Consider the following 23,715-nt stretch of genomic DNA (forward strand, 5'->3'; position numbering starts at 1 on the left):
CATGCCCTACGCCACTGCCCTGCCGCTGCACCCGCAAGGACCACCGATGAACCTGGTCCTGTACGGGATCGACCGTGAACTGCTGCCGCGCCTGGCTGCCAAGCTGCCGCCGGCCACGGCACTGCACTGGCAGGACAGCAGCGAGCCGACCTCGGCCCAGGACCTGCAGCGTGGCCCGCAGAACCTGGTACTGCTGGACTTCCGCCCGGAGCATGCCTCGGCATCGACGGTACTGGCGCAGCAGCTGCAGCAGACCCAACCCGAATTGACCCTGGTGGCCGTGGGCGCCACCAGCGCCGGTCAGGTGGAAGGCGTAGTGATGGCGCTGCGCGCCGGCCTGCGCGATGTCCTGGACCTGGACAGTGACAACACCGGCATCGAAGCCGCCCTGCGTCGCGCCCTCTCACCGCGCCCGGCCGCAAGCGCACAGCAGGCGCACAAGGCGCGCCTGATCGTGCTGCTGGGCGTGCGCGCCGGCGTGGGCACCAGCACGATGGCCGCGCACCTGTCGGTGCTCGCACAGCAGACCCGCACCCTGGCCCAGGGCGATGCCGCCGTGCAGGACGGGCTGCTGATGGAGCTGGCGCAGCCGGCCGGCGACCTCGCCCTGTACCTCAACCTGGACAGCCGCTTCCACTACGAAGACGCGCTGCGCAATGCCAGCCGCATCGATGCCACCCTGGCCCGCACGGCGATGGCCCGGCACACCAGCGGGCTGGTCCTGCTCGACCGTGCCAGCGGCAGCGACGCCCTGCCGCCGTCCGATCCTGGTGCGCTGCTGCAACGACTGCGCGGCGTGTTTTCCAGCGTACTGTGCGATGCCGGTGGCTGCCCGCTGCGGCAGCTGCCGCCGCTGCTGCTGGACCAGGCTGATGAAATCTGGCTGGTGGCCGACGCATCGATCGCCACCCTGGTGTCGCTGGACCACGCCCTGAAGCACCTTTCCGGCCAGCGCGACCGCGAGAAGCGACTGCAGCTGGTGATCAACCGCCACGACGACAACAGTGGCATGAGCCCCGAACAGATCGCGCGCCGCTTCGAGCTGCCGCTGCTGGCCACCCTGCCCGAGCGGTCGCGGGTACGCGCCTCCGCCAGCCATGGCCATCTGCTGCTGCAGGATGCGCCGCGCGACCCGTACCTGCGTGCCCTCGCCCCGCTGGTGCAACGCCTGGATCCGGCTGCCTGCCCGGTCCAGGCGCACGGCCTGCGGGAAAGACTTGCCCTTGCCCTGGGTGGATCGCAATGGAAGACAAAGTGACCCCGTTCCCGCACGTTGTCGCCCGCAGCACGGTGCCGGAGCATGCACCGGGCAGCCTGCCGTTCGCACAGACCGAGCAGTACCAGAAGGTGCTGTCGGCCGCGCACGAGCATCTGCTCAACAGCATCGAAGACGAGCGCATCGACATCGATTCCTGGGCCCCCGACACCATCGCCCGCTGGGTGGAAGTGCAGACGGTCAGTTTCATCCAGGAATGGCGCATTCCCATCAACGAAGAAGAAATGCAGGTGGTGGCCGAAGGCCTGATCAAGGAGCTGACCGGGTTCGGCCCGCTCGATGACCTGCTGCATGACCCCACCATCGAAGACATCCTGATCAATGGCTTCAAGGATGTGCATGTCTCCCAGGGCGGGCAGCTCAAACGCGCGCCACAGCGCTTCACCGACGACACCCACCTGCTGCGCATCCTGCGCCGCATCATCGCCCCGCTGGGCCGCCGCCTGGATGATTCCAATCCGATGGTCGATGCACGCCTGCCCAATGGTGGCCGCCTCAACGCGATCATCTCGCCACTGGCGGTGGACGGGCCGATGGTGTCCATCCGCAAGTTCCGCAAGGATCCGTTCACCCCCGACGAACTGCTGGCCAAGGGCACCTTCGATGCGCCGATGCAGGCGCTGCTGAAGGCGATGGTGCTGGGCCGCTGCAACATCCTGGTGTCGGGTGGCACCAGCTCGGGCAAGACCTCGCTGCTCAATGCGCTGGCCAGCTATGTGCCGGCCAACGAACGCGTCATCACCGTGGAAGACACCGCTGAGCTCTCGCTCAACCACCCGCATGTGGTGCGCCTGGAGAGCCGCATCGGTGGCGCCGAAGGCCAGGGCGCGGTCAGCATCCGCGACCTGGTGCGCAACAGCCTGCGCATGCGCCCGGACCGCATCGTGGTCGGCGAAGTGCGTGGCGCCGAGGTGCTGGAGATGCTGCAGGCGATGAACACCGGCCATGACGGATCGATGGCCACCATCCACGCCAATTCGCCGCGCGACTGCCTGTACCGCATTGAGATGCTGGCCGGCTTCGCCGGCTTCCAGGGCAGCGAAGACAGCCTGCGCCGGCAGATCGCCAGTGCCATCGACTTCATCGTGCAGATCTCGCGCCTGGGCAGCGGCCGCCGGGTGCTGGTGTCCATCACTGAAATCACCGGCGTCAGCGACAACCTGATCACCACCCAGGAGATGTTCCGCCACGAAGTGCAGATCGATGGCAGCGGCAAGGAAATCGACCGTTGGATCGGCCTCGGCTTCCAGCCACATTCGCACAAGCTGGAGCCGTTCCGGCAGTTGCTGCGCGAATCCCTGTACGGAGACTTCTGAGCATGGGTACCGGCCTGCTGCTGGGTGTGCTGAGCATCGTGTCGGTGCTGCTGGCGCTGGCGGTGTGGCTGTGGGGGACGGCCGGCAGCCGAGAACAGCGCCAGGCTTCGCTGCAGCATGCCGAGCAGCAGCTGGCGCGCGGCACCGGCGCTGCCGCCACGCCGGCCGATACGGCACGGCAGGCGCCGCTGCCTGCGCCAGATCGCCGCACCCTGCCCTGGAACGGGCTGCTGCAGCGTGCCGGCCTGGCACCGGGCTGGAAGCTGCCGCTGCTGATGCTGCTGCCGGGAATCGCCCTGTCCGCGTTCGCGGTGTTGCGCCTGGGCACCTTCTGGATGTTCCCGTTGACCCTGCTGCTGTACGTGCTGGGCTGCTGGCTGTGGCTTATGCGCCGTATCGGCAAGCTGCAGGCGCAGCTGCTGCACCAGCTGCCGGACTTCCTCGACAACCTGGTGCGCCTTACCGCGCTCGGCAACAGCCTGCAGGCCGCCTTCCAGGTCGCGTCGACGCAGACCAACGCGCCGCTGCGCGGCCTGCTCGACACCACGGTGCGCTATGCACGTGGCGGCATGGACCTTGACCGTGCGCTCAACCTGGCCGCACAGCCCTACCGCATGGAGGTGCTGAAGGTGCTGGCGGTGGTGATGGGCGTGAGCGTGCGCATCGGTGGCCGTGCCGACCAGATCCTGCAGCGCATGGGCGACTTCATGCGTGACCTGGAACAGGCGCAGCAGGAACTGGCCGCAACCACTTCTGAAACCCGCATGTCGGCGTGGGTACTGGGCCTTCTGCCACCGGCCAGCGCCGTGCTGATGGCGATCTCCAGCCCCGAATTCTTCCAGCCGGTGCTGCACGACCCACTGGGCCACAAGATCCTGCTGATCGCGCTGGCGCTGGAGTTGACCGGCGCCTTCCTGCTGTACCGCCTGGCCAAATCACTATGAACATCCCCGTCCACGCAGGAGGCATCCAATGAGCGCCAGCATCTGGTTCGTGGCTGCCCTGCTGGTGTTGGCCGCCGGCGTGGCCCTGCTGGGACTTGGCAGCTGGGTGCGCAGCCATCGCGAGGATCGCAGCGAGGCCACGTTGAAAACAGCGCTACGTCCGCGCGAAAGCGAAGACACAGCGGCCGACGCACGCAAGGACTCACTCGGCTGGCTGGAGCAGTTCGGCCGCGGACTGAGTGGCGGACGCCTGGAAGCGGCGCTGCTGGCCGGTGAGGATCGCCTGCTGCTGGACCTGGCCGGCTGGAACACCCGCCGCGGCACCTCCATCTACCTCGGCCTGCGGCTGCTGCTGGCGGTGCTGGTACTGGGTATTGCGCTGACGCTGAGTGACGTCACGGGGTTGTCGAGGATCATGGTGGTGATCGGCGCGCTGGCTGCTGGCCTGCTGCTGCCGAAGTTCGCGCTCAGTGCGTGGGTCAAGCGGCGGCGACGCGCGGTGAACAATGAGCTGCCGCTGCTGATCGACCTGCTGCGCCTGCTGCAGGGCGTGGGCTACAGCATGGATCAGAGCCTGCAGACACTGGGCGACAAGCTGCGCGACGCACTGCCGGTGCTGGGTGGGGAAATCCAGGAAGCGAATGTGTCCTACACCCATGGGCGCACGCGCGCGCAGTCGCTGCGACGGCTGAGCGATGTGTACGGAGATGACGATCTGTCCAGCCTTGTGCAGTTGATCCTGCAGGTGCACGCCCACGGCGGTGCCGTGCAGGAACCGCTGCGCCAGTTCAGCGTCCGCCTGCGCGAGCAGCGCCGCAACGCGCTGAAGGAAAAGGTCGGCAAGCTCTCGGTGAAGATGACCGTGGTGATGATGCTGACCCTGCTGCCGGCACTGATGCTGGTGCTGGCCGGACCGGCGCTGGTCGCGCTGGCCACTACCTTGTCGAAAATGGGATGACCTTCATGCCTGTCCTGCGCCCTGCCTGCCTGTTGCTTGCCCTGGTTGCCGCCGCTGCCGGCTGCAGCTCCACCACGCCGAAGTACCTGCGTGCGCCGAGCCTGGCCGAGCCGACGCCGGCCCCGCAGGACAGCCGCAACGCCTACCTGGAACTGATCCAGCGGATGCAGCAGCAGGGCGCCTGGTACGCGTCGCTGGCGCACGTGGATGCGTTCCGCCAACGCTACGGCGATACCCCGGCACTGCGCCTGCTGCAGGCCGACGCACTGCGCCAGACCGGCCAGATCGATGCGGCGCTGGCGCTGTACCGCGAACTCGGCAATGGCCCGCAGGCCGCGGCCGCTGCACACGGCATGGGCCTGATCGCTGCCCTCCGCGACGACGACCAGGGCGGCGAACAGGCGCTGGCACGTGCCACCCAGTTGAGCCCGCTGAACACCGATTACCTCGGCGACCTGGGCTATGCACGGCTTCGTGCCGGCCGCTTCGAACAGGCACGCGAGCCACTGGCCAAGGCGCTGGAACTGTCGCCAGGCAATGCCAAGGCCACCGCCAATCTTGCCCTGTGGGCGCTGTTGCGTGGCGACACTGCCACCGTCGAACGGCTGGCCCAGCAGGCCAGCTTCAGCGAGGAGACCCGCCGCAGCGTGGAACAGCAGGCGCAGCAGATCCGCGCGCGGCTGCAGCAACGCCAGGCCGCTGCCACTGCTGCAGCGGCGGCAGCGGCACGGCCAGTTGCTTCGGTAGCTGCCACCCCCGCCAACGCAGGCCCACGCTTGGCCGCCGAACCGCGCCGCGATGGCCGCGACCAACGCGACCCACCACGACTGCCGCCCTCGATGCTGGAACGCTTTGGCTCCACCGACCATCCCACCGGGAACACGCCATGACCTCGACGCCGCTGATCCGCTGCCTGCTGCCGGTGCTTGCCGGCTTGTCTTTCGCTGCGGTTGTGCAGGCGCAAACGCCGCAGCAACCGTTGACCGGGCAGATGCTGGGTGGTGCCGCGCCCGCGCCGGCAGCCGCTCCCCTGCACAGCGGGCCGGTGGCTACCGTGGACGTATCGCCGCCACCAGCCGCAGCGCCCATCGCAGCCCCCGCAGCCCCTGAAACCAGGCCTGATTCCGGTGGCACTCCGCTGCGACCCAACACCTCGCAGATCGGCGACACCACTCGCAGCCTGTTCCGCCTGCAGGCGTCCGGCGAGGTGGCCGGTGCCCGCCTGCCGATCCTCGGCGACCAGGCCACATCCAGCTACGCGCGTTACCTGAAGAGCTTCCAGTACGACATTCCGCAATTCTTCGAAACCGACGTCGCCAAGTCCGCAGGATCCTCCCGATCCGGACGCTGAGGCCCGCCATGAACCGAGCACGCCACATCAGCTTCAGTCGCCCGCGCGGCGGTATGTCGGTCACCATGATGCTGGTGATGATCGCGCTGCTGGCCATGCTCGGCCTGATCGAGATCGGCTTCCTGTTCTGGGCCAAGCGCGATGCGCAGAAGGTGGTCGATCTGGCTGCGCTGGCAGGCGCACAACGGCTGGACCTGTGCCGGCCCGACAACGCCGACAACAGCGCGGCCCGGCAGAACGCGCTCGCACAGAACACCTTCCCTGGGCAGGTGCAGATCCAGTGCGGCAACTGGAATGCCACCCGCGGAACGGCTGACCACTTCAGCCCAAGCGTGGACGCAGGCAATCCACGCAACGCGGTGCGGGTCATTGCCGAACGCGGCGTGCTGCCGTTCTTCGGCCAGAACAGCACGCTGCCCACGTTGCGCGTGCAGGCGGTGGCCAAGCGTTCGGAACCCAGCGCCGTGTTTGCAGTGGGTTCGCAGCTGCTGCGCACCAATGGCAACTCCCCCTTGATGGCGACCCTTCGGCTGGTCGGCCTGGACGTCACCAACGCAACCGTGCTGTCCTACGACGGCCTGGCACAGGCCACCGTCACCCCGTCGGGGCTGCTGGCGGCACTGGGCATCCCGGTCACCGCCGACCTCAGCGTGGCCGACTTCAACCGGCTGCTGTCGGTCAACCGCATATCACTGGCACAGCTGGTCAATGCCACTGCCACGGTGGTGGGCCGCGAGACCGCCGTCGGCGTACAGCTGCAGGCGCTGTCCAACCTGGTCGGCACCCGGCTGGACATCAACCAGCTGAACATTCTGCTGGGCAGCCAGAACGGCGGCGGCGGGCTGTTCGCGCAGGTGATCTCACCGGACGGCACCATCGGCAGCGCACTGGAATCGAGGGTCAACGTGCTGGATCTTGTCACCGCCGCGATCTCCATCGCCAACGATGGCAATGGTGTGCAGGTGCAGGGTTTGAACCTGCTGGGCATCGACGTCACGGCCGGCGTGGTGGAGCCGCCGTCGATCGCCATCGGTGGCGTCGGCGCACGCGCATACAACGCGCAGGTGCGGCTGATGCTGGACGTCGACAGCGACCGCCTGTTCGCGATTGGTCCGCTGCTGAACCTGCTCGGCACCCGCCTGCATCTGCCACTGCACGTGGATGTGGCCAATGCGATGGGGACACTGACCAGCATCCAGTGCGGTGCGGCGCCGCCGACGGCCACCGTCCAGGTCGATTCCTCGGTACTGCGCGCCTGCGTCGGCAAGGTCAACGCGGCCGATCGCTTCTCCAAGAGCAACGTCTGTGACGCGACCCTGCAGAACGAGCAGCTGTTGAAGCTGCTGGGGCAGCCCCTGATCAACGACAAGGTCACCCTGCCGGCGCTGACCAGCACGCAGAGCCTGACCCTGGCCGCAGGCGAGACCGGCTCGACCCGGATCAACCCGTTGGCCGTCGGCACCGCCGTGTCGGACCTGGTCAACGAACTGCTGCGGGTGCTGTCAGGCATGCTCAGTTCACCCAAGCAGGGCATGAGCGCCAATGACACCGCCAAAGCTCTGGCAGACCGTTACCTGCAGGCGGCCTTCCCCAGCGGCGGGCGTTACAACGTGGACCAGGTGATTCCATTGCTGCGCGATGGCGATCCGTCACGCAACCTCGCACCGCTGGGCAACTGGACCGTTACCAAAGGCGTACCCAAGCCCTGCCTGCTTGGCCTGACCACCTGCTGGGAAGATGGCTCGGTGTGGACGGGCTATCGCACCACCGTGACCGGCCAGGGCCTGGGCCTGCTCGATGGCCTGCTCGGCTCGCTGGTCGGCGGCCTGCTGATCAACCGCTGCGACAGCCTGCTGGGCAACCTGATCGACTACAACGGCTGCGTGCGCAACAACCTGGCCTCCTACATCCAGACCGCCCCGGACGGATTCCTTGATGGCCAGAACGGCGGCGGCGTGACCACCCCCGGCAGCAACGTCACCTGCAGCGGGCTGCTGTGTGCGCTGCTGGACCCGGTGCTGGCGGCGCTCAAGCCCGTGCTCAACAGCGTCGGCACCCTGCTGACCAACACCCTGGCCAGCCTGCTCGGGCTGGAACTGGGCCGCACCGATGTCAGCATGCAGTCGATCCAGTGCAGCTCGGCGCAGCTGGTCTTCTGACCCGCGCGGGCGCCGCTTGGCGGCGTCCGTGCCCATGCTAGACTCGCGGCGGGGAACCACTTTCAACTCAACCCACACTACATCCGTGGATGGTCTAGACATGCGAGAAACTTCAGGGGGCACCGTCTTCGCCCGGTATCGCCGCGGCGCAGCATTGCTGGCCGTGGCCATGATGGCGGTGGCGCCGTCGGCGCTGGCCGCACGTGGTGATCGCACTGCCGCGGTCGAACCGGCCAAGGGCGCACCGGTGGTACGCAACACCGTCGACGAACTCAAGCAGTTGATGGATGCGCAGCAGCTCACCGAGCTGCGTACCACTTACAACGGCAACTACGGTGCCAGCCTGCTGTTCAATGCCAATACCCTGACCTACTACGTGGCGCTGTTCCAGGAGAAGAACTTCTGGCGGGTGATCAAGACCGATGCCGTCGACAACGCCGAGCGTGTCTACCGCACCTTCGCCCAGCAGTCCGAACAGCTGGCGCAGGTCTACATCGACACCACCCGGCTGGAAGCCGGCAAGCGCTACACCGAGCGCCTGGTGGCCTACAACGAAGAACGCCTGCGCACCCTGCAGCAGGAAATGGAACAGCAGCAGGCGCAGTCGGCGCAGGTCAGCGCAGCGCTGCAGCAGGCACAGCAGCAGGCGGTCAGTCTGAGCACCGATGTGCAGAGCACCAACAGCCAGCTCGATGCGCTGCAGCGACGGATCCAGATCCTGCAGGCCGAACAGGGCAACCCGGAGCTGAGCCTGCCCAAGCCGGATGCGGCGACGGCACCGGCGGCCGCCAGCGACGGCCGCTGAGGTCTTCCGGGCCTGTAGACCAGAACGGCACCTTCGGGTGCCGTTTTTCGTTGTGCTCAACGACAGGCCTCGCGTACCGCGTCATCCAGCTGCCTGCGCTGCAGGTAGTCGAGCCTGCGCGGCCTGGCCAGCGTTGCCACCTGCCGCTGCCGCGCCCGCTCGCAGCCACGCGGGTCAGCCGTGATCGATATCAGCGCGCCCTGTGCGCGCCCGCGCCGTGGCGTCCGCCTGCTACCGTTGCGGGCAGGCTGCACGACTGCAGGTGTGGGTCCGCGTGCCTCCGACTCGGCACCGGGCACTTCCCAGCGCCACTCCGCACGCCCCTGGCAGGGCGTCTGCTGGTAGACCGGATTCTCACCTCCGGTGCACTTGTAGACGTTGGTCTGTGCCGTCGCCACAGCAGCCAACAGCAGTGCAGGCAGCACTCCCCATCCCGGCATCTTCATGACTGGCCCTCGCGCGTCCGATGGCCATGGTTGCCATCGGCACGGGCTCCCCGCCAGAGCGAGTCGCGTCAGCGCGACGACCACGCCAATCCGGCACAGCCGTGCAATGCACATGGCCCATCGTGCGCTGTACTGCCGCAGGCGCCGGCCAACCCGCAGGCGTCTTCCCTCCCTTCCGCCAAGGAACCTGCAATGAGCAATTTCGTGACCGTCAATGATGGCGCCCGCATCTTCTACAAGGACTGGGGCACCGGCCAGCCTGTCGTATTCGCCCATGGCTGGCCGCTGTCGTCCGATGCCTGGGACCCGCAGATGCTGTTCATGGGCCAGAACGGCTACCGCGTGATCGCCCATGACCGCCGCAGCCATGGCCGCTCCAGCCAGACCTGGGACGGCAACAACATGGACACCTACGCCGATGACCTGGCTGCCGTTCTGGATGCGCTGGACGTGAAGGACGCGATCCTGGTCGGCCATTCCACCGGCGGTGGCGAAGTGGCGCACTACATCGGCCGCCATGGCAGCAAGCGCGTGGCCAAGGTGGTGCTGGTCGGCGCGGTGCCGCCCCTGATGCTGAAGACCGAAGGCAATCCGGCCGGCACCCCGCTGGAAGTGTTCGACGGCATCCGCAAGGGCACCGGTGGCGATCGTTCGCAGTTCTTCAAGGATCTGGCCACGCCGTTCTTCGGCGCCAATCGTGATGGCAACAACGTCACCGAAGGCATGCGTGATTCGTTCTGGCTGCAGGGCATGCTGGGCGGCGTGAAGGGCCAGTACGACTGCATCCACGAATTCTCGGAGGTGGACTACACCAACGACCTGAAGAAGATCGACGTGCCGGCTCTGGTGGTGCATGGCGATGACGACCAGATCGTGCCGTTCGACGCCTCGGCCAAGCTGTCCTCGCAGATCATCCGCAACGCAGAACTGAAGGTGTACGCCGGTGCACCGCACGGCCTCACCCTGACCCATGCCGATCAGTTCAACGCCGACCTGCTGGCATTCGCACGCAGATGACGTATCGCGGCGGCGCCCCGGCGCCGCCGCTCCTGCCTGGAGCCGGCCAGCGGCCGGCTCCATCACAGGACCATCAGATATCGCTGTGGTGATGCGGCGCCGCCGCCGGCAGTGGATCGTGCCCACCGACGAAATGACGCACCACCGGCGCGCGCTCGCCGCGATGCAGCGCGCGCAGCGCCTCCTGGATCGCCTTGTCGTCAGCGGTGATGCGTTCATGCTGGCGCAGGTGCTCCAACCACGATGCTGCGACGAAATACTCCAGATGGATGCCCGGGGTTGCCACATCTTCGACCACGCCCCAGACCACGGCGCCATCGCGCCGACGGATCGTTCCCAGCGTGCGCATCTGCGCCTGGAACGCGGCGCGGTCGGCGGCATCGATGCGATATTCGATGGTCACCAGCACCGGTCCGCGATCATTCGACACCGGCACCGACAGTTCCGGTGCGGGCCAGTGCCCGGCCGGGCTCAGGTTCAGATCTTCGGCGCCTGCAATGCGTACCCGCCACACCAGCAGGCCGCCGATGACCGCACCTGCAGCAGCCACCAGCAGTGCCAGCTCGGGCGATGTGCGCTGCGCCAGTGCACCCCAGCTCAGGCCACCGGCCGCCATGCCGGCAGAGAACACCATGATGTACAGGGCAAGCGCACGCGCCCTCACCCAGGCCGGCACCGCCGTCTGTGCTGCAATCTGCAGCGAAGACAGTACGGTGATCCAGGCAAAGCCATTGACCAGCATCACCAGCGGCAACACGTACCAGCTGCGGGTCAGCGCCAGGCCGGCCAGGCTTGCTGCCAGCGACAGGGTGGCCAGCAGCACCAGCAGGTCGCGATCAAGCCTGGCCCGCAGCTTCGGCAGCAGCAACGCACCACCTACCGCACCGATGCCGATGCAACCCAGCAGCACGCCGTACTGCCCCGCTCCGCCCTGCATCTGCCCGCGCACCACCACCGGCAGCATCGCGTTCATCGCCGCGGCGAAGAAGAAGAAGCCGGCCGATTTGATCAGTACCGCCTGCAGGCGACCGGCACGGCTGGCATAGCGCAGACCCGCCTTCAGGCCAGCGCCGAACCCTTCGGGCGGCAGGCTGGACGCCTTCGGATCACGCTTCCAGCCCCACACCACGAACAGCATGGCGGCAAAGGTGATGGCGTTGAACCCGAAGGCCCACACCGCACCCAGCTGGGCCACGATCACCCCGCCGATGGCCGGCCCGATGGAACGGGCAATGTTGATGCCGATGGAGTTGAGTGCCACGGCCGAGGCCAGCATCGGCTGCGGAACCAGCTCGGAGACGATCGCGGCCTGTGCCGGCATCGCCATCGCCGCACCGCAGCCCATGCAGAAGGTCAGCAGTACCAGCAGCTGCGGGGTCAGCAGGTCCAATGCCGTGAGCACGGCGGTCGCTGCCGCCACCAGCAGCATCCAGCCCTGGGTGAACAGCAGGTATTTGCGGCGGTCGACGATGTCGGCGAGGGTGCCGGCCGCCAGCGCCAGCAGCACGATCGGCACGGTGGTGGCCGACTGCACCAGCGCCACCATCAACGCCGAACCGGTGCGTTCGGCCATCACCCAGGCCGCAGCCACGTCGTTGACCCAGGTACCGATGTTGCTGGCCAGGATCGCCAGCCAGATCGAGCGGAACATGCGGATCTTCAGAGGGGACCAGGCACCTGCGGCCTGGGATGCGTGCTGTGACGCGGATGCGTTCACCATTGCCATGCTCCAACGATCGAGGCGAAAAACGTGTCCTGGCCGCCAGCCTGCTTCAGTGCAGGACCCGCGTCGACCCAGGCCAGCTGCAGCTGCCATTGCCAGTGGTCATTGACCTGCCAGCGGGTTTCGGATTTGTACTGGGTACCGATGCGGCGTGCGCCTCCGGCACTGCCGGGCAACGCTGCCAACGGTGCCGGCGTGGTATAGACCGCATCGGCGCGCCGATGCTTCCACGCCAGTTGCACACCCAGCTCGGTCGTCACCGCCTGATGCAGGCGCAGTGCCAGTGTCGGTTGCAGATCCATCAGGTTGGCCGGTGCCAACAGGCTGGCTTCGCTGAAATAGGCGGACTTGGGAAACAACGCATTGAACGTACCCAGCCGACCATCACCTGGTTCTGCGTCGCCGCTGGCAATGTCGGCCTTCAGGCCAAGCCGCGGTTGCAGCGGCAGCGCACTCCAGCGCCAACCGGTATCGGTGGCGAGGGTCCAGGCGCGGATGTCCAGATCGCCGGTCACAGCCCGCAGTTCACCGCCCTGCGCCACCATTTCGGTATTCCAGTCCAGCGCACCCGACTGGCCGAACCAGCGCGCGCCCAGGGTCTGCCGCCGCTCGGTGCCGCTGCCCGCGGCGAAGCGCGCGCCCTCGCGACGATAGTCGAGCAGGTAAAGGTCCCACTGGCTGATGCCCGCGCCCTTGGCCGTGGTCGCATACGCGCCGAGCAGGTGTGCACCGCGCTCACCGCGGTCATCGAAAGCACCCGGGCGGTTCTCGACCGGGCGCAGCGCCATCAGGTCCAGTGCGCCCAGCCTGCCCTGCCACCCCACCCGCGCACCATCGAAGGCCAGGCGGATGTTCGGCCCGTCGCGCACCGACAACAGGCGCGAGCTGCCATAGCCCGCTTCCTGCCGGCCCAGCTGCACGTGCATGCCAGCGCCGGCCCAGCGCCAGTACGCCTGCTGCACGTCCAGCGCGCCGCGATCGGTACGACCTGGGCCACCGGCCTTGCCGCGCTCGGCATGCGTACCCAGCTGCAGCTTCGCCTGCCAGTCACCTTGCGCGAAGGAGGCAGAAGCCAGCGCACGCAGCAGGCCGTAGCCATCGTCGCCAGCACCGACGCCAAACCGGGTCGGTGCGTAGTACATGCCACGCAGGCGCAGCGATGCATCCCACTGCAACTGGCCGTCGCCGACCGTGGTACAGGCGCCACCGTCGCAGGCCAGCGCCAACGACGGCAACACCAGCGATGCCAAGGTCAGAACGCGAAGCACGAACACCCCATCGCGCCCCAGAACGCGGTCAGGTCATCGGTTGGCGCCGGATGACGGACTGCGTGGCCATGCGCACCGTGGGTGCTGCAGGCCACACCATGGTGGTGATGACGGTGCGCCGCAGCCAATCCGGTCGCCGCTCCTCCGACGTGGTAACCACCGAAGCGGTTCACCGGCGACCAGTCCGGCATCGCCGGAGGCAGCTGCGGCGCCAACCCGGCGTAGTCGCCGTCGCCATGCACGATGCGGCCACCCACCACGGTCAGCAGGCTGGTGATGTCGGCGATCTGCTGCTCATCGACACGGAAGAAGTCGGCCGACAGCAGGATGAAGTCGGCCAGCTGGCCCACCTTCAGCGTGCCCTTCACCGCTTCGTCGCCGGAGAACCAGGCGCTGCCCTGTGTCCACAGGCGCAGGGCCTGCTCGCGCTCCAGCAGGTTCTCATCACCGTACAGGGCCAGGCCGCCGACGGTGCGTCCCGTCACCAGCCACGACAGCGCCACCCACGGGTTGTAGCTGGCCACGCGGGTAGCATCGGTGCCGGCGCCGACCGGCACGCCCTCGGCCAGCATCCGCTTCACCGGTGGCGTGTGCCGCGCCGCCTGCACGCCATAGCGCTGCACGAATGCCTCGCCCTGGTAGGCCATGCGGTGCTGCACGGCGATGCCGCCGTTGAGTGCGCGGATACGCTCGATGTTGCGCGGGGTGATGGTCTCGGCATGGTCGATGAACCAGTGCAGGCCATCGAACGGCACCTCACGGTTGACCTGCTCGTAGACGTCGAGGATGCGGCTGATGCTTTCGTCGTAGGTCGCATGGATGCGGAACGGCCAGCGCTTCTCCACCAGCAGCTTCACCACATCGTGCAGCTCCGGCTCGAGTTCCGGTGGCAGTTCCGGGCGCGGCTCGTTGAACAGTTCAAAGTCGGCTGCAGAGAACACCAGCATCTCGCCGGCACCATTGTGGCGCAGCAGGTCATCGCCCTGGCGCGGTTGCAGCATCTCGCTCCAGCCGCGGAAATCGCTGACCTCGCTGCCCTTGTTCTGGGTGAACAGGTTGTAGGCAATGCGCACGGTCAGCTGATCATCGCGATGCAGCTGCTCGATGACCTGGTAGTCCTCGGGGTAGTTCTGGAAACCGCCTCCGGCGTCGATCACCGAGGTGATGCCCAGGCGGTTCAGCTCGCGCATGAAATGGCGGGTTGAATTGGCCTGGTACTCGACCGGCAGCTTCGGCCCCTTGGCCAGGGTCGCATACAGGATCAATGCATTCGGCTTGGCCAGCAGCAGGCCGGTCGGGTTGCCCAGCGAATCGCGCACGATCTGTCCGCCGGGCGGGTCCGGCGTTTCCTTGGTATAGCCACAGGCACGCAGCGCGGCGCGATTGAGCAGCGCGCGGTCGTACAGGTGCAGCAGGAACACCGGCGTATCCGGAGCGATGTCGTTCAGCTCCTGCAGGCTCGGCAGGCGCTTTTCGGTGAACTGGGTCGCGGTGAATCCACCGACCACACGCACCCACTGCGGCGCGGGCGTGCGGTCAACCTGCGCCTTCAGCATGGCCATCGCATCGGCCAGTGAACGCAGGCCATCCCAGCGCAGTTCCAGGTTGTAGTTCAGGCCACCGCGGATCAGGTGGGTGTGGCTGTCGTTGAGTCCGGGCACGATGCGCCGCCCCTGCGCATCGACGATCGTGGCTTCGCTGCCCCAACCGCGCATGATGTCCTCGTCGCTTCCCACGGCAACGATACGGCCGTTCTGCACGGCCAGTGCCTGCGCATGCGGCTGCTGCGGATCAAGCGTGGTGATGCGTGCGTTGCGGATGACCAGTGTGCTCATGCGACGCTCCTTGGAAGGGGATTGGATGGCCGCGGCGGTACCGCCAGCCAGGCCCAGCGCCAGCGCGGCACCGGTGGCCAGCACCACATTGCGGCGGCCAGGATCGAGAGGTTCGTTGTTCACGCGATGTCTCCAGAAAGAAGCAGACCATCCACCGCCCATGCACCGGGCCCGGCCAGGGCGATGGCCAGCAGTGCCAGCGTCCACAACAACGGATACTCGGCACCGCCGCGCATCCAGAACCACCCGTTGCGCAGCGCAAGCAGGGCGGTGAAGGCGATGAAGGCGGCGGCGACAAGCGCAGCGATCCGGGCCTGCCAGCCCAGCATCACAGCGCTACCGGCCACCACCTGCAGCAGCGCCAGCAGCAGTGGCAGCGGCGCCGACGACGGCAGACCGAAGCCACGCAGTTCGCCGGCAAAACCTGCCAGGCCCGGCCCGTTGAACCAGCCGAACAACTTGCCCAGCGCATGCGGCAGCAGGAATCCTCCCGCCGCCACACGCAGGATCAACAAGGCCAGGTCGAGACCATGGCCATCGCGCACGCTCAGTGCCCGCCTTCCTGCGCGCCGAACATGGTCTTGGCGTACTGGATGCCGACGCCATAGCCACCCGCATGGTCACGGGCGATGCCGGTGGTCAGGTCGTAGGTTTCAGAACGCGCCCAGTCGCGCTGCAGTTCCAGCAGGTACTGCACGCTGGTGATCGGCACGGCACCGGCCTGCACCATGCGGGCGATCGCACGTTCGTGCGCCTCTTCGCTCACATCGCCGCAGGCATCGGTGATCACGTAGACCTCAAACCCCTGCTCCAGCGCCGACAGCGCCGGGCCGACGATGCACACACTGGTCCACAAACCGGCGAGCACCAGCCGACGCTTGCCGATGCGGTTCACCTCATCGATCACCGGCTGGTCTTCCCAGGTGTTCATCGACGTGCGATCGAACACCGCCTGGCCGGGGAAGATCGCCGGCAGCTCCGGGAACATCGGGCCGGAGAACGACTTCTCGGCCACCGTGGTCAGCAGCACCGGCACCTTGAAACCCTTGGCGCCCTTGCTGATCAACGACACGTTGTTGCGCAGCGCGGAGATGTCGATGGTGTGGGTGGCGAATGCCATCTGCGACTGGTAGTCAATCAGTATCAGGGCGTGGTCGGCCGGTGACAGCAGTGCTTTGGCGGGGGTGGCGTTGGCGAGGCTCATGGGTGGACTCCGGTGGAGGAAACAACAGGGGGCTGGGAACGGGCCGCGCCATCGGCCAGATACTGGCCGGGACTGCAGCCGGTCTCGGCGCGGAAGCTGCGGACGAAGTGGCTCTGGTCAAAGAAGCCAAGGTGCTGGGCCAGGCAGGTCATCGACTGCGCGGCCGCCGGCAGCAACTGCCGGGCACGCTCGATACGCCGACGGCGCACGTAGCGCAGGGGGCTGGCACCGGTGCCACTACGGAACAGCCGCACCAGATGGAAACGGCTCACGCAGGCGACCTCGGCCAGCTCGGTCACCCGCAGCGGCTGCGACAGGTGCTCGTCGATATAGCGCAGTGCACGCTGCAGGGCGGCCCGCTGGTGCGGTGCCAACGAGGTTGCGGACAGGGCAGGAGGCTGGACGGTAGCCATGAAGGAGCGCCGCGACGGGAGCCCCCATGGTGTGCCGCCGGCTGCGATCGCCGTACCCCCGTCGGTCGAGGCCGGCGCTCACCCGTTCGGGGGAGGCCGGCGCTGCAGCAGGCGGCGGCCGAACAACCGCGCATCCAGCGAATACGCGCCCGGCCCCAGCATGAGCAGTGCCAACGGCAGCAGCAGCCAGGGCAGCGCCGCGCCCTGCCCGTACAGACCCGACACTGCCAGCAGCACTGCCAGCGGGGTCAGCAGGCCTGGCAGCAGCAGGCCGATTGCCGCCAGGCACAACAGTCCGGGCGCAGCGGCCGGGCTTGCGCCCGCCAACAGCCCCCCTGCCACGCACAGGCGCAGCCACAGCAGTCCCAGGCCGGGGCCGCGGTCAGGGAACATCACATACAAGCGCTGCATCGCCGGGCTCCGTCATCCATCACGGCGTGATAGCGGACACCGAACCGGTACGCCTACCCCGAACGGGTCACCCAGGCCTGCCCCGCACCTGCCAGAATGACCGCATGCGTGGCCGCCCCTTCCCCTTCCTGCGTCGCCTGCCGGCGCTGCTGTCGTGCCTGCTGCTGTTGACTGCCCTGCCCGTCTTCGCCGTGCAGCAGCCGGCAGTGAGCGATGGCATGCCCGGCTATCAGCACACCGCCTGGCGCGTCGGCCAGGGCGCCCCGGGGGATATCTGGGATATCGCCCAGGACCGCCAAGGCATGTTGTGGCTGGCGACGGGTTCGGGCCTGTATCGCTTCGACGGCCGGCGTTTCGAGCGGCAGGCCGCACCGGCAGGCGCCCGTTTTCCCTCCACCAACATGGTCACCCTCGGCCTCGATGGCGACAACGGTGGCCTGTGGATCGGCTACTTCCAGGCAGGCATCAGCCAGTTCACGCAGGAACGGCTGCGCAGCTTCGGCCGCCCGCAGGGCGTGCCGGTGGGGGTGGTCCCACGCTTCGCGCATGACCGCAACGGCCGCCTGTGGGCTGCCGTCAATGGCGGCCTGCGCTGGTTCGATGGACATCGCTGGCAGGAGCCGCCGGCTTCCTTCGGCCTGCCGCAGAGACGCGTGCAATGGGTACTGCAGGACCGCCACGGCACATTCTGGGTGCTGGCGGACCTGCAGATATGGCGTCGCCCTCCTGGCGCGACCCGCTTCGAAGCCACCGGCATCGCGGTCTCGCAGATGGCCTCGCTGGTGGAGAGCCCGCGCGGCGAAATCTGGCTGGCCGACCGCGTGCGCGGCACGTCGCCGCTGGCCAACGCGCATGGCCTGTTGCCCGCCGAGGAACGTGAAGCACGGCGGCTGCCCGGGCTGGTCGCCTCGCGCCTGCAGTTCACGGCCGACGGGGCCCTGTGGGCCACGCTCAGCCCGCACGGTGGCGTGGCCCGGGTCACCTTCGACGGCCAACAGGCTGTGCGCATGGAGCGCTTCGATGCCGCGCAGGGCCTGACCGCGACGTCGGCAGTGCCGGTCCTTGCCGATCGCGAAGGCAACATCTGGGTAGGCACCAACCTCGGCCTCAACCGCTTCCGCGCGCACAGTGTGCAGACCTTGGCCGTGGGCCCTACCGATCCGTACCGATCATTGGTACGCGCCAGTGATGGCCGGGTGTATGGCTATGGCGAAGACCTGAAGCTGTTCGACCTGCGGCGTCTGCTGCTGGACGGCAGTGCTGCGCAGCTGCAGGCCGCGGCACGGCAGGCACCCACGCCGGTGTGGCAGTTCGACTGGATCAATCTGGCGCGTACCGTCAGCGGCCACACCACCCTCATACCACTGCCGGCACCGTTCACCGGGCAGCCACTGCACGCCCTGCTGTTTGCCGATGCGGACCAGGCCTGGGCCTGCGCCGGCGAGCGCGCGGTGCTGCACTACACGGACAACCGCTGGCGACGCGAAACCCGGCTTCCCGAGCAGGCCTGTTCGTCGCTGGCGCGTACCGATGACGGTGCGCTGCTGCTGGGCTACGCCGATGGCACCCTGCGCCGCCTGCACGGCGGCACGGTCAACACCTTCGGCGCCGCCGAAGGACTGTCGGTAGGCCCGGTAACCGCGTTGCTGCAGCACAAGGACCTGCTGCTGGTCGCCGGCGAGGCCGGCCTGGCCGCGCGTTCCGGCAACGGCCGCTTCCTGCCGGTGCGCACCGACATGGCCGGCGTACTGGAAGGCATCACCGGCATGGTCGCCGATGCGAACGGGCTGCTCTGGCTCAATGGCAGCCGCGGCCTGGTGCGGTTGCAGGTTGCCACCCTGCGCAGCGCGCTGCGCAACGACCAGGCGATAGCCCCCCGCCTGTTCGACGCGGTTGACGGCATGCCGGGCATCGCCCTGCAGAGCGGCCCCATCCCCACTGCGGTACTGGCGGCTGATGGCCTGCTGTGGCTTGCCACCAATCAAGGCCTGGCGTGGCTGGACACGCGGCAGTCGCACATCAACACCATGGCGCCTGGCGTGCGCATCGGTGACGTGCTGTATGGCAGTACCCAGGCCCCGTTGCAGGAGGGACTGCGCCTTCCGGCCGGCACTACCCAGCTGCAGATCGACTATGTCGCGCTGTCGCTGGCGCGGCCGGAGCGCAACCGCTACCGCTATCGACTGTCCGGCGTGGACGACGCTTGGCAGGAGGCCGGCGCGAGCACGCGCGCCTATTACACCAACCTCGCACCGGGCCATTACCGCTTCGAGGTGGAAGCAGCCAACGAAGATGGCATCTGGAGCAGCACGCCAGCCAGCCGCAGCTTCCACATCGCACCGACGTTCCTGCAGACCGCCTGGTTCAAACTGTTGTGCGTCTGCCTGGTGATGGCTGCGCTGGCGCTGGCCGTGCGGGTCCGCAGCCGGCAGCTGGCGGCATTGTTCCGCGCCCGCCTGCAGGAACGCAACGGCGAGCGCGAGCGCATTGCGCGCGATCTGCACGACACCCTGCTGCAGGGCAGCCAGGGACTCATCCTGCGCCTGCACGCCATCAGCCAATCGGCACAGACACCAGAGCCGGTACGCACCCAGCTGGAGTCGGCGATGCTGCTGGCCGAGCGCAATCTGGCCGAAGGCCGTGAACGGGTCAACGCGCTGCGCGACGCACCGTTTGCCGGCCGCGATCTCGCCTCTGCGCTGGCCGACGTGCATGCCGAATATGCAGGCCAAGGCACCAATCCACTGCGCTTGACCATGGAAGGCACACCGCCGCCGCTGCAGGCCGAAGCCGCCGAGGAAGTGTTCCTGATCGGGCGTGAAGCGATCCGCAATGCGCTGCGGCATGCGCAGGCCAGTGCCATCGAAGTGGAGCTGTCCTACGGTGCCCGCGGCTTCCTGCTGCATGTGCGCGACGATGGCGTCGGCATCGCCAATGACAACGCCGGCGGCGGACACTGGGGCATGCAGGGCATGCGCGAGCGCGCACACCGGCTGGGTGCGGAGCTGCAGGTGTGGACTCGCCCCGGCCTGGGTACCGAAGTCGCGCTGTCCGTGCCGGCCCGTCGCTTGTATCACCGACATCCACCGCGCTGGCGCTGGCCCTGGAGCAGAACCGCCCATGACTGAATCCCTTCCTCCCATCGGCGTGCTGGTGGTTGATGACCATCCGCTGTTGCGCGATGGCCTGGCCGCACTGCTCGGCGCACATGCCGACCTGCGCCTGCTCGGCGAAGCCGCCGACGGCGAGGAAGCCCTTGCCCGCTACCAGCAGCTGCGCCCGGATGTGGTGCTGATGGACCTGCAGATGCCACGCATGGATGGCGTGGAAGCAATCGTGCGGATCCGCGCGCTCGATCCCCGCGCGCGCATCATCGTGCTGACGACCTACCGCGGCGACGTGCGCGCCGTGCGCGCGCTGCAGGCCGGTGCCAGCGCCTACCTGCTGAAGGACATGCTGCGCCACGAACTGGTGGCCACCATCCGCACCGTGGCCAGTGGCCGCCGCGCACCGATACCGGCGGAAGTGGCGGCCAGCATCGCCGCGCACGTGGTGGAAGACCGGCTGTCGCCACGCGAAACCGAAGTGCTGCGCTATGTGGCCGGCGGCCTGTCGAACAAGCGCATCGGCGAACGCTTGCAGATTTCCGAGCAGACGGTGAAGGCCCACATGAAGAGCCTGATGGAAAAACTGGGTGTTGGCGACCGGACGCACGCGGTAACCCAGGCGCTGCGCCGCGGAATCATCAGCCTGGAAGACACCGGTCAGGAGTGAAGGGTTTCGGCCGGGCTGCGCCCGGCACCCGCCGAATCAACGGCCGAAGCAACGGCAACTGCAACAGCAACAGCGGGTTTTCTGCGGGATGGCGGGGTGGGTCCGGTGGCCGGGGCCGCTACAAGTACGTCCATGTAAGCTCGGTCGCCGCATCCATGCGGCTCACGCCCCTGCCACCGGACCCACCCCGCCTTCGACAGATCTCCGCAATCTGTCTGGATGACATGGCCTGCTTTTGGTAGGTGTCGACCTTGGTCGACACGTAGATCCACGCCATGCGTGGATGCTCTACGTTCAATTGTCGAAATATTGGACTTTGATGGAGATTCATCCAGCATGGGATGGATCCATCAGACACCGGAAAACTGTCGAAGGCGGGGCGGTGTCGGATTGCGGGGCATCCGCGCCATGGATGGCGCGGCTGAACCTACAAGGACGTACTTGCGGCGTCCCCGCAATCCGACACCGCCCCGCCCCCCACGGAATACCCGCTGTAGCTGTTGCTGTTGCGGTTGCCGGCCAGCGGGCCGGCACTACGGCAGGTGCAGGGCGCAGCCCTGCCGAACCACCCTCAACGCAGACGGATCAGCAGGCTGCCACCGGCACAGATCGTCGCCAGCCACGCCACGCCGTGCCACCCCCACTGCGCCAGCGCCATACTGCCCAAGGCACCGCCGCCGGCCATGCCGATGAACATGCCGGTGAACAGCAGTGCATTGAGGCGGCTGCGCGCCGGCGGCACCAGGCCGTAGACCAGCGTCTGGTGCGCAACCAGCGCCGATTGGAAACCGAAGTCGAACAGCAGTGCGCTGATCACCAGCAGCGGAAGCAGCGCCACGGCCGGCAGCCACGAATCGACCAGCAACAGCGCAAAGCCAACCAGAGCGACAGCAATCGCCAACCGCGCGACCGCAGGGCTGCCCAACCGGTCTGCAAAACGACCGGCAACCGGTGCTGCCAATGCACCCGCAGCACCGGCAATACCGAACGCACCCGCGGCGGCACTGCCCAGGCCCAGCCGGGCGTGCAGCATCAGCGCCAGGGTCGACCAGAACGCGCTGAAACCCACCGCCAGCAGCGACTGGCTGGCCACGGCGCGACGCAGCTGCGGCTGCTCGCGCCAGAGCGCCAGCAACGAACCCAGCAGCGCCGGATAACGCAGCGTACTGGTCGCAGCGAAGTGCGGCAGTGCGCGCGCCATCACCGCCCCCATCGCCAGCACCGAAAATGCTGCGAGGCCGAACTGCACGCGCCAGCCCCAGGCTTCGGCCACCACGCCGCTGACCACGCGCGACAGCAGGATGCCCAGCAGCAGGCCGGTCATCACCCTGCCCACTACTTGCCCACGCTGCGCATCCGGTGCCAGCACCGCGGCGGCCGGCACGATGTCCTGCGCCAGCGTGGCCATCAGCCCCACCAGCAGGCTTGCAACAAGAAGCCCCGGCAACTGGCCGACCAGGGCCGCCGCCCCCAGGCCCAACGCCAGCAGCACCGACTTCAGCAGGATCAGGTTGCGCCGGTCGAAGCGGTCGCCCAGTGGAGCCAGCAGCAGGATGCCCAGCGCATAACCCAGCTGGGTCAGGGTCGGCACCAGGCCCACGGCACGCTCGCCCGCAGCCAGATCCTGCGCGATCAGGCCCAGCATCGGCTGGCTGTAATAGAGCGAGGCCACCGAAAAGCCCGCGCCAGCGGCCATGGCCAGCACCAGGGATGGGGCGGGCGCAGCGCTGGGCGCAGAGACGACGGTTGAGAGCGAGGGAGTGGGCATGGAGGGCACCAGGGAGGGAATTGAAGCGTAGCGTGCCCGCATTCGCCAGACGTCTGTAGTAGGCTCACCTACATACTTTACATACGCCATTCGCATGAACGATCCTGCATCGGGCGGCGACCGCCTGGACCTGCTGCGTACCTTCCTGCGCATCGTCGACAGCGGCAGCCTTTCTGCTGCCGCTGTGCAGCTGGGCACGACCCAGCCCACCGTCAGCCGTCGGCTTCAAGCCCTGGAACGGCAGCTGGGCCTGCGCCTGCTGCAGCGGTCTACCCACGGCCTGCTGCTGACCGAGGACGGCCAGCGCTGCCAACGACATGCGCAGCGGGTGGTGGACGAATGGGAAGCGCTGCAGGCCGAGCTGCATGGGCAGACACAGAGGCTCAGCGGCCGCCTGCGGGTGATGGTGCCGCATGCGTTCGGCCAGGCGCAGCTGCTGCCCACCATGCTCGACTTCCTGGCCCAGCATCCACAACTGAGCCTGGAGTGGATTCTCGAGGACCGCCGCCCGGACTTCATCGCCGAAGGCATCGACTGCGCGGTGCGGGTCGGCCCGGTCGATGAACCGCGCGTGGTCGCCCTGCCGCTGGCCGAAGTGCCGCGCATTGTAGTGGCCGCACCGTCACTGGCCCATGCGGAGTCGGTCACCACGCCCGAGCAGGCGCAGGCATTGCCGTGGATCTCGCTGGTCACCTACTACCGCGAACGTCTGCTGCTGCACGACGCGCGGGGCCGTGCGCACACGCTGTCGATCACGCCACGCCTGCTGAGTGACAACCTGTTCGTGGTGCAGCAGGCCGCACGTGCGGGATTGGGGGCCGCAGTGGTGTCGGCCTGGCTGGTAGCCGAGGACCTGGCCGAAGGTCGGTTGGTGCAGCTTTTGCCGGACTGGCAGGCACCACCACTGCCGGTGCATCTGGTGTTCCCGGCTGCGCGCCAGCAACCGTTGCGCCTGCGCGCCTTCATCGACGCGATGAAAACCACGCTGCCGCAGCTGCATGGGATGCGGCCGGCAGCAAAGTGACAGCCTGCCGGCGCATGAAGCTG

The 23,715-nt window shown here is 67.8% G+C and carries 21 protein-coding genes; 12 read left to right on the forward strand and 9 right to left on the reverse strand.

The features are described 5' to 3' along the window. Position 1: 1 nt before the first annotated feature. From LMF57_RS11475 to LMF57_RS11510, 8 genes are all read left to right on the forward strand, one after another. Positions 2–1,258, forward strand: a complete 1,257-nt coding sequence (locus LMF57_RS11475) for a fimbrial protein (RefSeq protein WP_324255937.1) — start codon at positions 2–4, stop codon at positions 1,256–1,258. Further along, positions 1,243–2,592 carry a CpaF family protein gene (locus LMF57_RS11480; protein WP_229289874.1) on the forward strand — a complete coding sequence of 450 codons (1,350 nt, stop codon included), beginning with the start codon at positions 1,243–1,245 and terminating at the stop codon, positions 2,590–2,592. The genes LMF57_RS11475 and LMF57_RS11480 overlap by 16 nt, the downstream gene beginning before the upstream one ends. A gap of 2 nt (positions 2,593–2,594) precedes the next feature. Further along, entirely contained in the window at positions 2,595–3,536 is a 942-nt protein-coding gene (locus LMF57_RS11485) for a type II secretion system F family protein (protein WP_229289875.1), read from the forward strand. A gap of 28 nt (positions 3,537–3,564) precedes the next feature. Next, positions 3,565–4,494, forward strand: coding sequence for a type II secretion system F family protein (locus tag LMF57_RS11490; protein ID WP_208083195.1), 930 nt, complete (start codon positions 3,565–3,567; stop codon positions 4,492–4,494). Positions 4,495–4,499: 5 nt separating this feature from the next. Then, the gene (locus LMF57_RS11495) at positions 4,500–5,384 is read left to right on the forward strand and encodes a tetratricopeptide repeat protein (protein ID WP_229289876.1); all 885 of its coding nucleotides are present in this window, start codon (positions 4,500–4,502) and stop codon (positions 5,382–5,384) included. Then, the gene (locus tag LMF57_RS11500) at positions 5,381–5,845 is read left to right on the forward strand and encodes a DUF3613 domain-containing protein (RefSeq protein ID WP_229289877.1); all 465 of its coding nucleotides are present in this window, start codon (positions 5,381–5,383) and stop codon (positions 5,843–5,845) included. The genes LMF57_RS11495 and LMF57_RS11500 overlap by 4 nt, the downstream gene beginning before the upstream one ends. Before the next feature lie 8 nt (positions 5,846–5,853). Further along, positions 5,854–8,004, forward strand: a complete 2,151-nt coding sequence (locus tag LMF57_RS11505; protein ID WP_229289878.1) for a TadG family pilus assembly protein — start codon at positions 5,854–5,856, stop codon at positions 8,002–8,004. 100 nt (positions 8,005–8,104) lie between these two features. Continuing rightward, positions 8,105–8,809, forward strand: a complete 705-nt coding sequence (locus LMF57_RS11510) for a DUF2968 domain-containing protein (RefSeq protein ID WP_208083192.1) — start codon at positions 8,105–8,107, stop codon at positions 8,807–8,809. Positions 8,810–8,865: 56 nt separating this feature from the next. On the opposite strand, the gene LMF57_RS11515 is transcribed toward LMF57_RS11510, so the two are convergent. Continuing rightward, the gene (locus tag LMF57_RS11515) at positions 8,866–9,255 is read right to left on the reverse strand and encodes a hypothetical protein (RefSeq protein WP_324255938.1); all 390 of its coding nucleotides are present in this window, start codon (positions 9,253–9,255) and stop codon (positions 8,866–8,868) included. Positions 9,256–9,447: 192 nt separating this feature from the next. On the opposite strand from LMF57_RS11515, the gene LMF57_RS11520 reads away from it, so the two are divergent. Then, positions 9,448–10,272, forward strand: a complete 825-nt coding sequence (locus LMF57_RS11520; RefSeq protein WP_208083191.1) for an alpha/beta hydrolase — start codon at positions 9,448–9,450, stop codon at positions 10,270–10,272. Positions 10,273–10,345: 73 nt separating this feature from the next. Here the strand turns inward: LMF57_RS11520 and LMF57_RS11525 are convergent, their stop codons facing one another. The 7 genes from LMF57_RS11525 to LMF57_RS11555 form a co-directional block, all read right to left on the reverse strand. Next, on the reverse strand, positions 10,346–11,992 hold the full coding sequence (locus LMF57_RS11525) for an MFS transporter (protein WP_117310615.1): 1,647 nt from the start codon (positions 11,990–11,992) through the stop codon (positions 10,346–10,348). Beyond that, the gene (locus LMF57_RS11530; RefSeq protein ID WP_117310616.1) at positions 11,986–13,269 is read right to left on the reverse strand and encodes an alginate export family protein; all 1,284 of its coding nucleotides are present in this window, start codon (positions 13,267–13,269) and stop codon (positions 11,986–11,988) included. Before LMF57_RS11530 ends, LMF57_RS11525 begins: the two co-directional genes overlap by 7 nt. Next, entirely contained in the window at positions 13,248–15,098 is a 1,851-nt protein-coding gene (locus LMF57_RS11535) for an amidohydrolase (RefSeq protein ID WP_229291388.1), read from the reverse strand. Before LMF57_RS11535 ends, LMF57_RS11530 begins: the two co-directional genes overlap by 22 nt. Before the next feature lie 119 nt (positions 15,099–15,217). Next, positions 15,218–15,643, reverse strand: coding sequence for a DoxX family membrane protein (locus LMF57_RS11540; RefSeq protein ID WP_025878529.1), 426 nt, complete (start codon positions 15,641–15,643; stop codon positions 15,218–15,220). 2 nt (positions 15,644–15,645) lie between these two features. Continuing rightward, the gene (locus LMF57_RS11545) at positions 15,646–16,302 is read right to left on the reverse strand and encodes a hydrolase (protein WP_229289880.1); all 657 of its coding nucleotides are present in this window, start codon (positions 16,300–16,302) and stop codon (positions 15,646–15,648) included. Beyond that, positions 16,299–16,715 (reverse strand): AraC family transcriptional regulator, encoded by a 417-nt coding sequence (locus tag LMF57_RS11550; protein ID WP_229289881.1) that lies wholly within the window; start codon positions 16,713–16,715, stop codon positions 16,299–16,301. Before LMF57_RS11550 ends, LMF57_RS11545 begins: the two co-directional genes overlap by 4 nt. A 78-nt stretch (positions 16,716–16,793) precedes the next feature. Next, positions 16,794–17,126, reverse strand: a complete 333-nt coding sequence (locus LMF57_RS11555; RefSeq protein ID WP_229289882.1) for a hypothetical protein — start codon at positions 17,124–17,126, stop codon at positions 16,794–16,796. Positions 17,127–17,230: 104 nt separating this feature from the next. On the opposite strand from LMF57_RS11555, the gene LMF57_RS11560 reads away from it, so the two are divergent. Together LMF57_RS11560 and LMF57_RS11565 are read left to right on the forward strand one after the other, a co-directional pair. After that, positions 17,231–20,254, forward strand: coding sequence for a sensor histidine kinase (locus LMF57_RS11560; protein ID WP_229289883.1), 3,024 nt, complete (start codon positions 17,231–17,233; stop codon positions 20,252–20,254). Beyond that, on the forward strand, positions 20,247–20,900 hold the full coding sequence (locus LMF57_RS11565; protein ID WP_229289884.1) for a response regulator transcription factor: 654 nt from the start codon (positions 20,247–20,249) through the stop codon (positions 20,898–20,900). Before LMF57_RS11560 ends, LMF57_RS11565 begins: the two co-directional genes overlap by 8 nt. Before the next feature lie 571 nt (positions 20,901–21,471). On the opposite strand, the gene LMF57_RS11570 is transcribed toward LMF57_RS11565, so the two are convergent. Beyond that, a complete protein-coding gene (locus LMF57_RS11570; protein ID WP_324255939.1) occupies positions 21,472–22,668 on the reverse strand; it encodes an MFS transporter in 1,197 nt (398 codons plus the stop codon). Between the two features lie 94 nt (positions 22,669–22,762). On the opposite strand from LMF57_RS11570, the gene LMF57_RS11575 reads away from it, so the two are divergent. After that, entirely contained in the window at positions 22,763–23,692 is a 930-nt protein-coding gene (locus LMF57_RS11575; protein ID WP_229289886.1) for a LysR family transcriptional regulator, read from the forward strand. Positions 23,693–23,715 lie beyond the last annotated feature (23 nt).

This window comes from Stenotrophomonas sp. SI-NJAU-1 (assembly GCF_020883215.1).
GTDB lineage: Bacteria > Pseudomonadota > Gammaproteobacteria > Xanthomonadales > Xanthomonadaceae > Stenotrophomonas > Stenotrophomonas indicatrix.

Excerpts from the sequence above, each read along its gene's own strand:
- LMF57_RS11480 (WP_229289874.1), top strand. The coding sequence starts at position 1,243 with ATGGAAGACAAAGTGACCCCGTTCCCGCACGTTGTCGCCCGCAGCACG.
- LMF57_RS11500 (WP_229289877.1), top strand. The coding sequence starts at position 5,381 with ATGACCTCGACGCCGCTGATCCGCTGCCTGCTGCCGGTGCTTGCCGGC.
- LMF57_RS11475 (WP_324255937.1), top strand. The coding sequence starts at position 2 with ATGCCCTACGCCACTGCCCTGCCGCTGCACCCGCAAGGACCACCGATG.
- LMF57_RS11510 (WP_208083192.1), top strand. The coding sequence starts at position 8,105 with ATGCGAGAAACTTCAGGGGGCACCGTCTTCGCCCGGTATCGCCGCGGC.
- LMF57_RS11490 (WP_208083195.1), top strand. The coding sequence starts at position 3,565 with ATGAGCGCCAGCATCTGGTTCGTGGCTGCCCTGCTGGTGTTGGCCGCC.
- LMF57_RS11485 (WP_229289875.1), top strand. The coding sequence starts at position 2,595 with ATGGGTACCGGCCTGCTGCTGGGTGTGCTGAGCATCGTGTCGGTGCTG.
- LMF57_RS11525 (WP_117310615.1), bottom strand. The coding sequence starts at position 11,992 with ATGGTGAACGCATCCGCGTCACAGCACGCATCCCAGGCCGCAGGTGCC.
- LMF57_RS11550 (WP_229289881.1), bottom strand. The coding sequence starts at position 16,715 with ATGGCTACCGTCCAGCCTCCTGCCCTGTCCGCAACCTCGTTGGCACCG.
- LMF57_RS11495 (WP_229289876.1), top strand. The coding sequence starts at position 4,500 with ATGCCTGTCCTGCGCCCTGCCTGCCTGTTGCTTGCCCTGGTTGCCGCC.
- LMF57_RS11520 (WP_208083191.1), top strand. The coding sequence starts at position 9,448 with ATGAGCAATTTCGTGACCGTCAATGATGGCGCCCGCATCTTCTACAAG.
- LMF57_RS11555 (WP_229289882.1), bottom strand. The coding sequence starts at position 17,126 with ATGCAGCGCTTGTATGTGATGTTCCCTGACCGCGGCCCCGGCCTGGGA.
- LMF57_RS11535 (WP_229291388.1), bottom strand. The coding sequence starts at position 15,098 with ATGAGCACACTGGTCATCCGCAACGCACGCATCACCACGCTTGATCCG.
- LMF57_RS11515 (WP_324255938.1), bottom strand. The coding sequence starts at position 9,255 with ATGAAGATGCCGGGATGGGGAGTGCTGCCTGCACTGCTGTTGGCTGCT.
- LMF57_RS11575 (WP_229289886.1), top strand. The coding sequence starts at position 22,763 with ATGAACGATCCTGCATCGGGCGGCGACCGCCTGGACCTGCTGCGTACC.
- LMF57_RS11565 (WP_229289884.1), top strand. The coding sequence starts at position 20,247 with ATGACTGAATCCCTTCCTCCCATCGGCGTGCTGGTGGTTGATGACCAT.
- LMF57_RS11560 (WP_229289883.1), top strand. The coding sequence starts at position 17,231 with ATGCGTGGCCGCCCCTTCCCCTTCCTGCGTCGCCTGCCGGCGCTGCTG.
- LMF57_RS11545 (WP_229289880.1), bottom strand. The coding sequence starts at position 16,302 with ATGAGCCTCGCCAACGCCACCCCCGCCAAAGCACTGCTGTCACCGGCC.
- LMF57_RS11505 (WP_229289878.1), top strand. The coding sequence starts at position 5,854 with ATGAACCGAGCACGCCACATCAGCTTCAGTCGCCCGCGCGGCGGTATG.
- LMF57_RS11570 (WP_324255939.1), bottom strand. The coding sequence starts at position 22,668 with ATGCCCACTCCCTCGCTCTCAACCGTCGTCTCTGCGCCCAGCGCTGCG.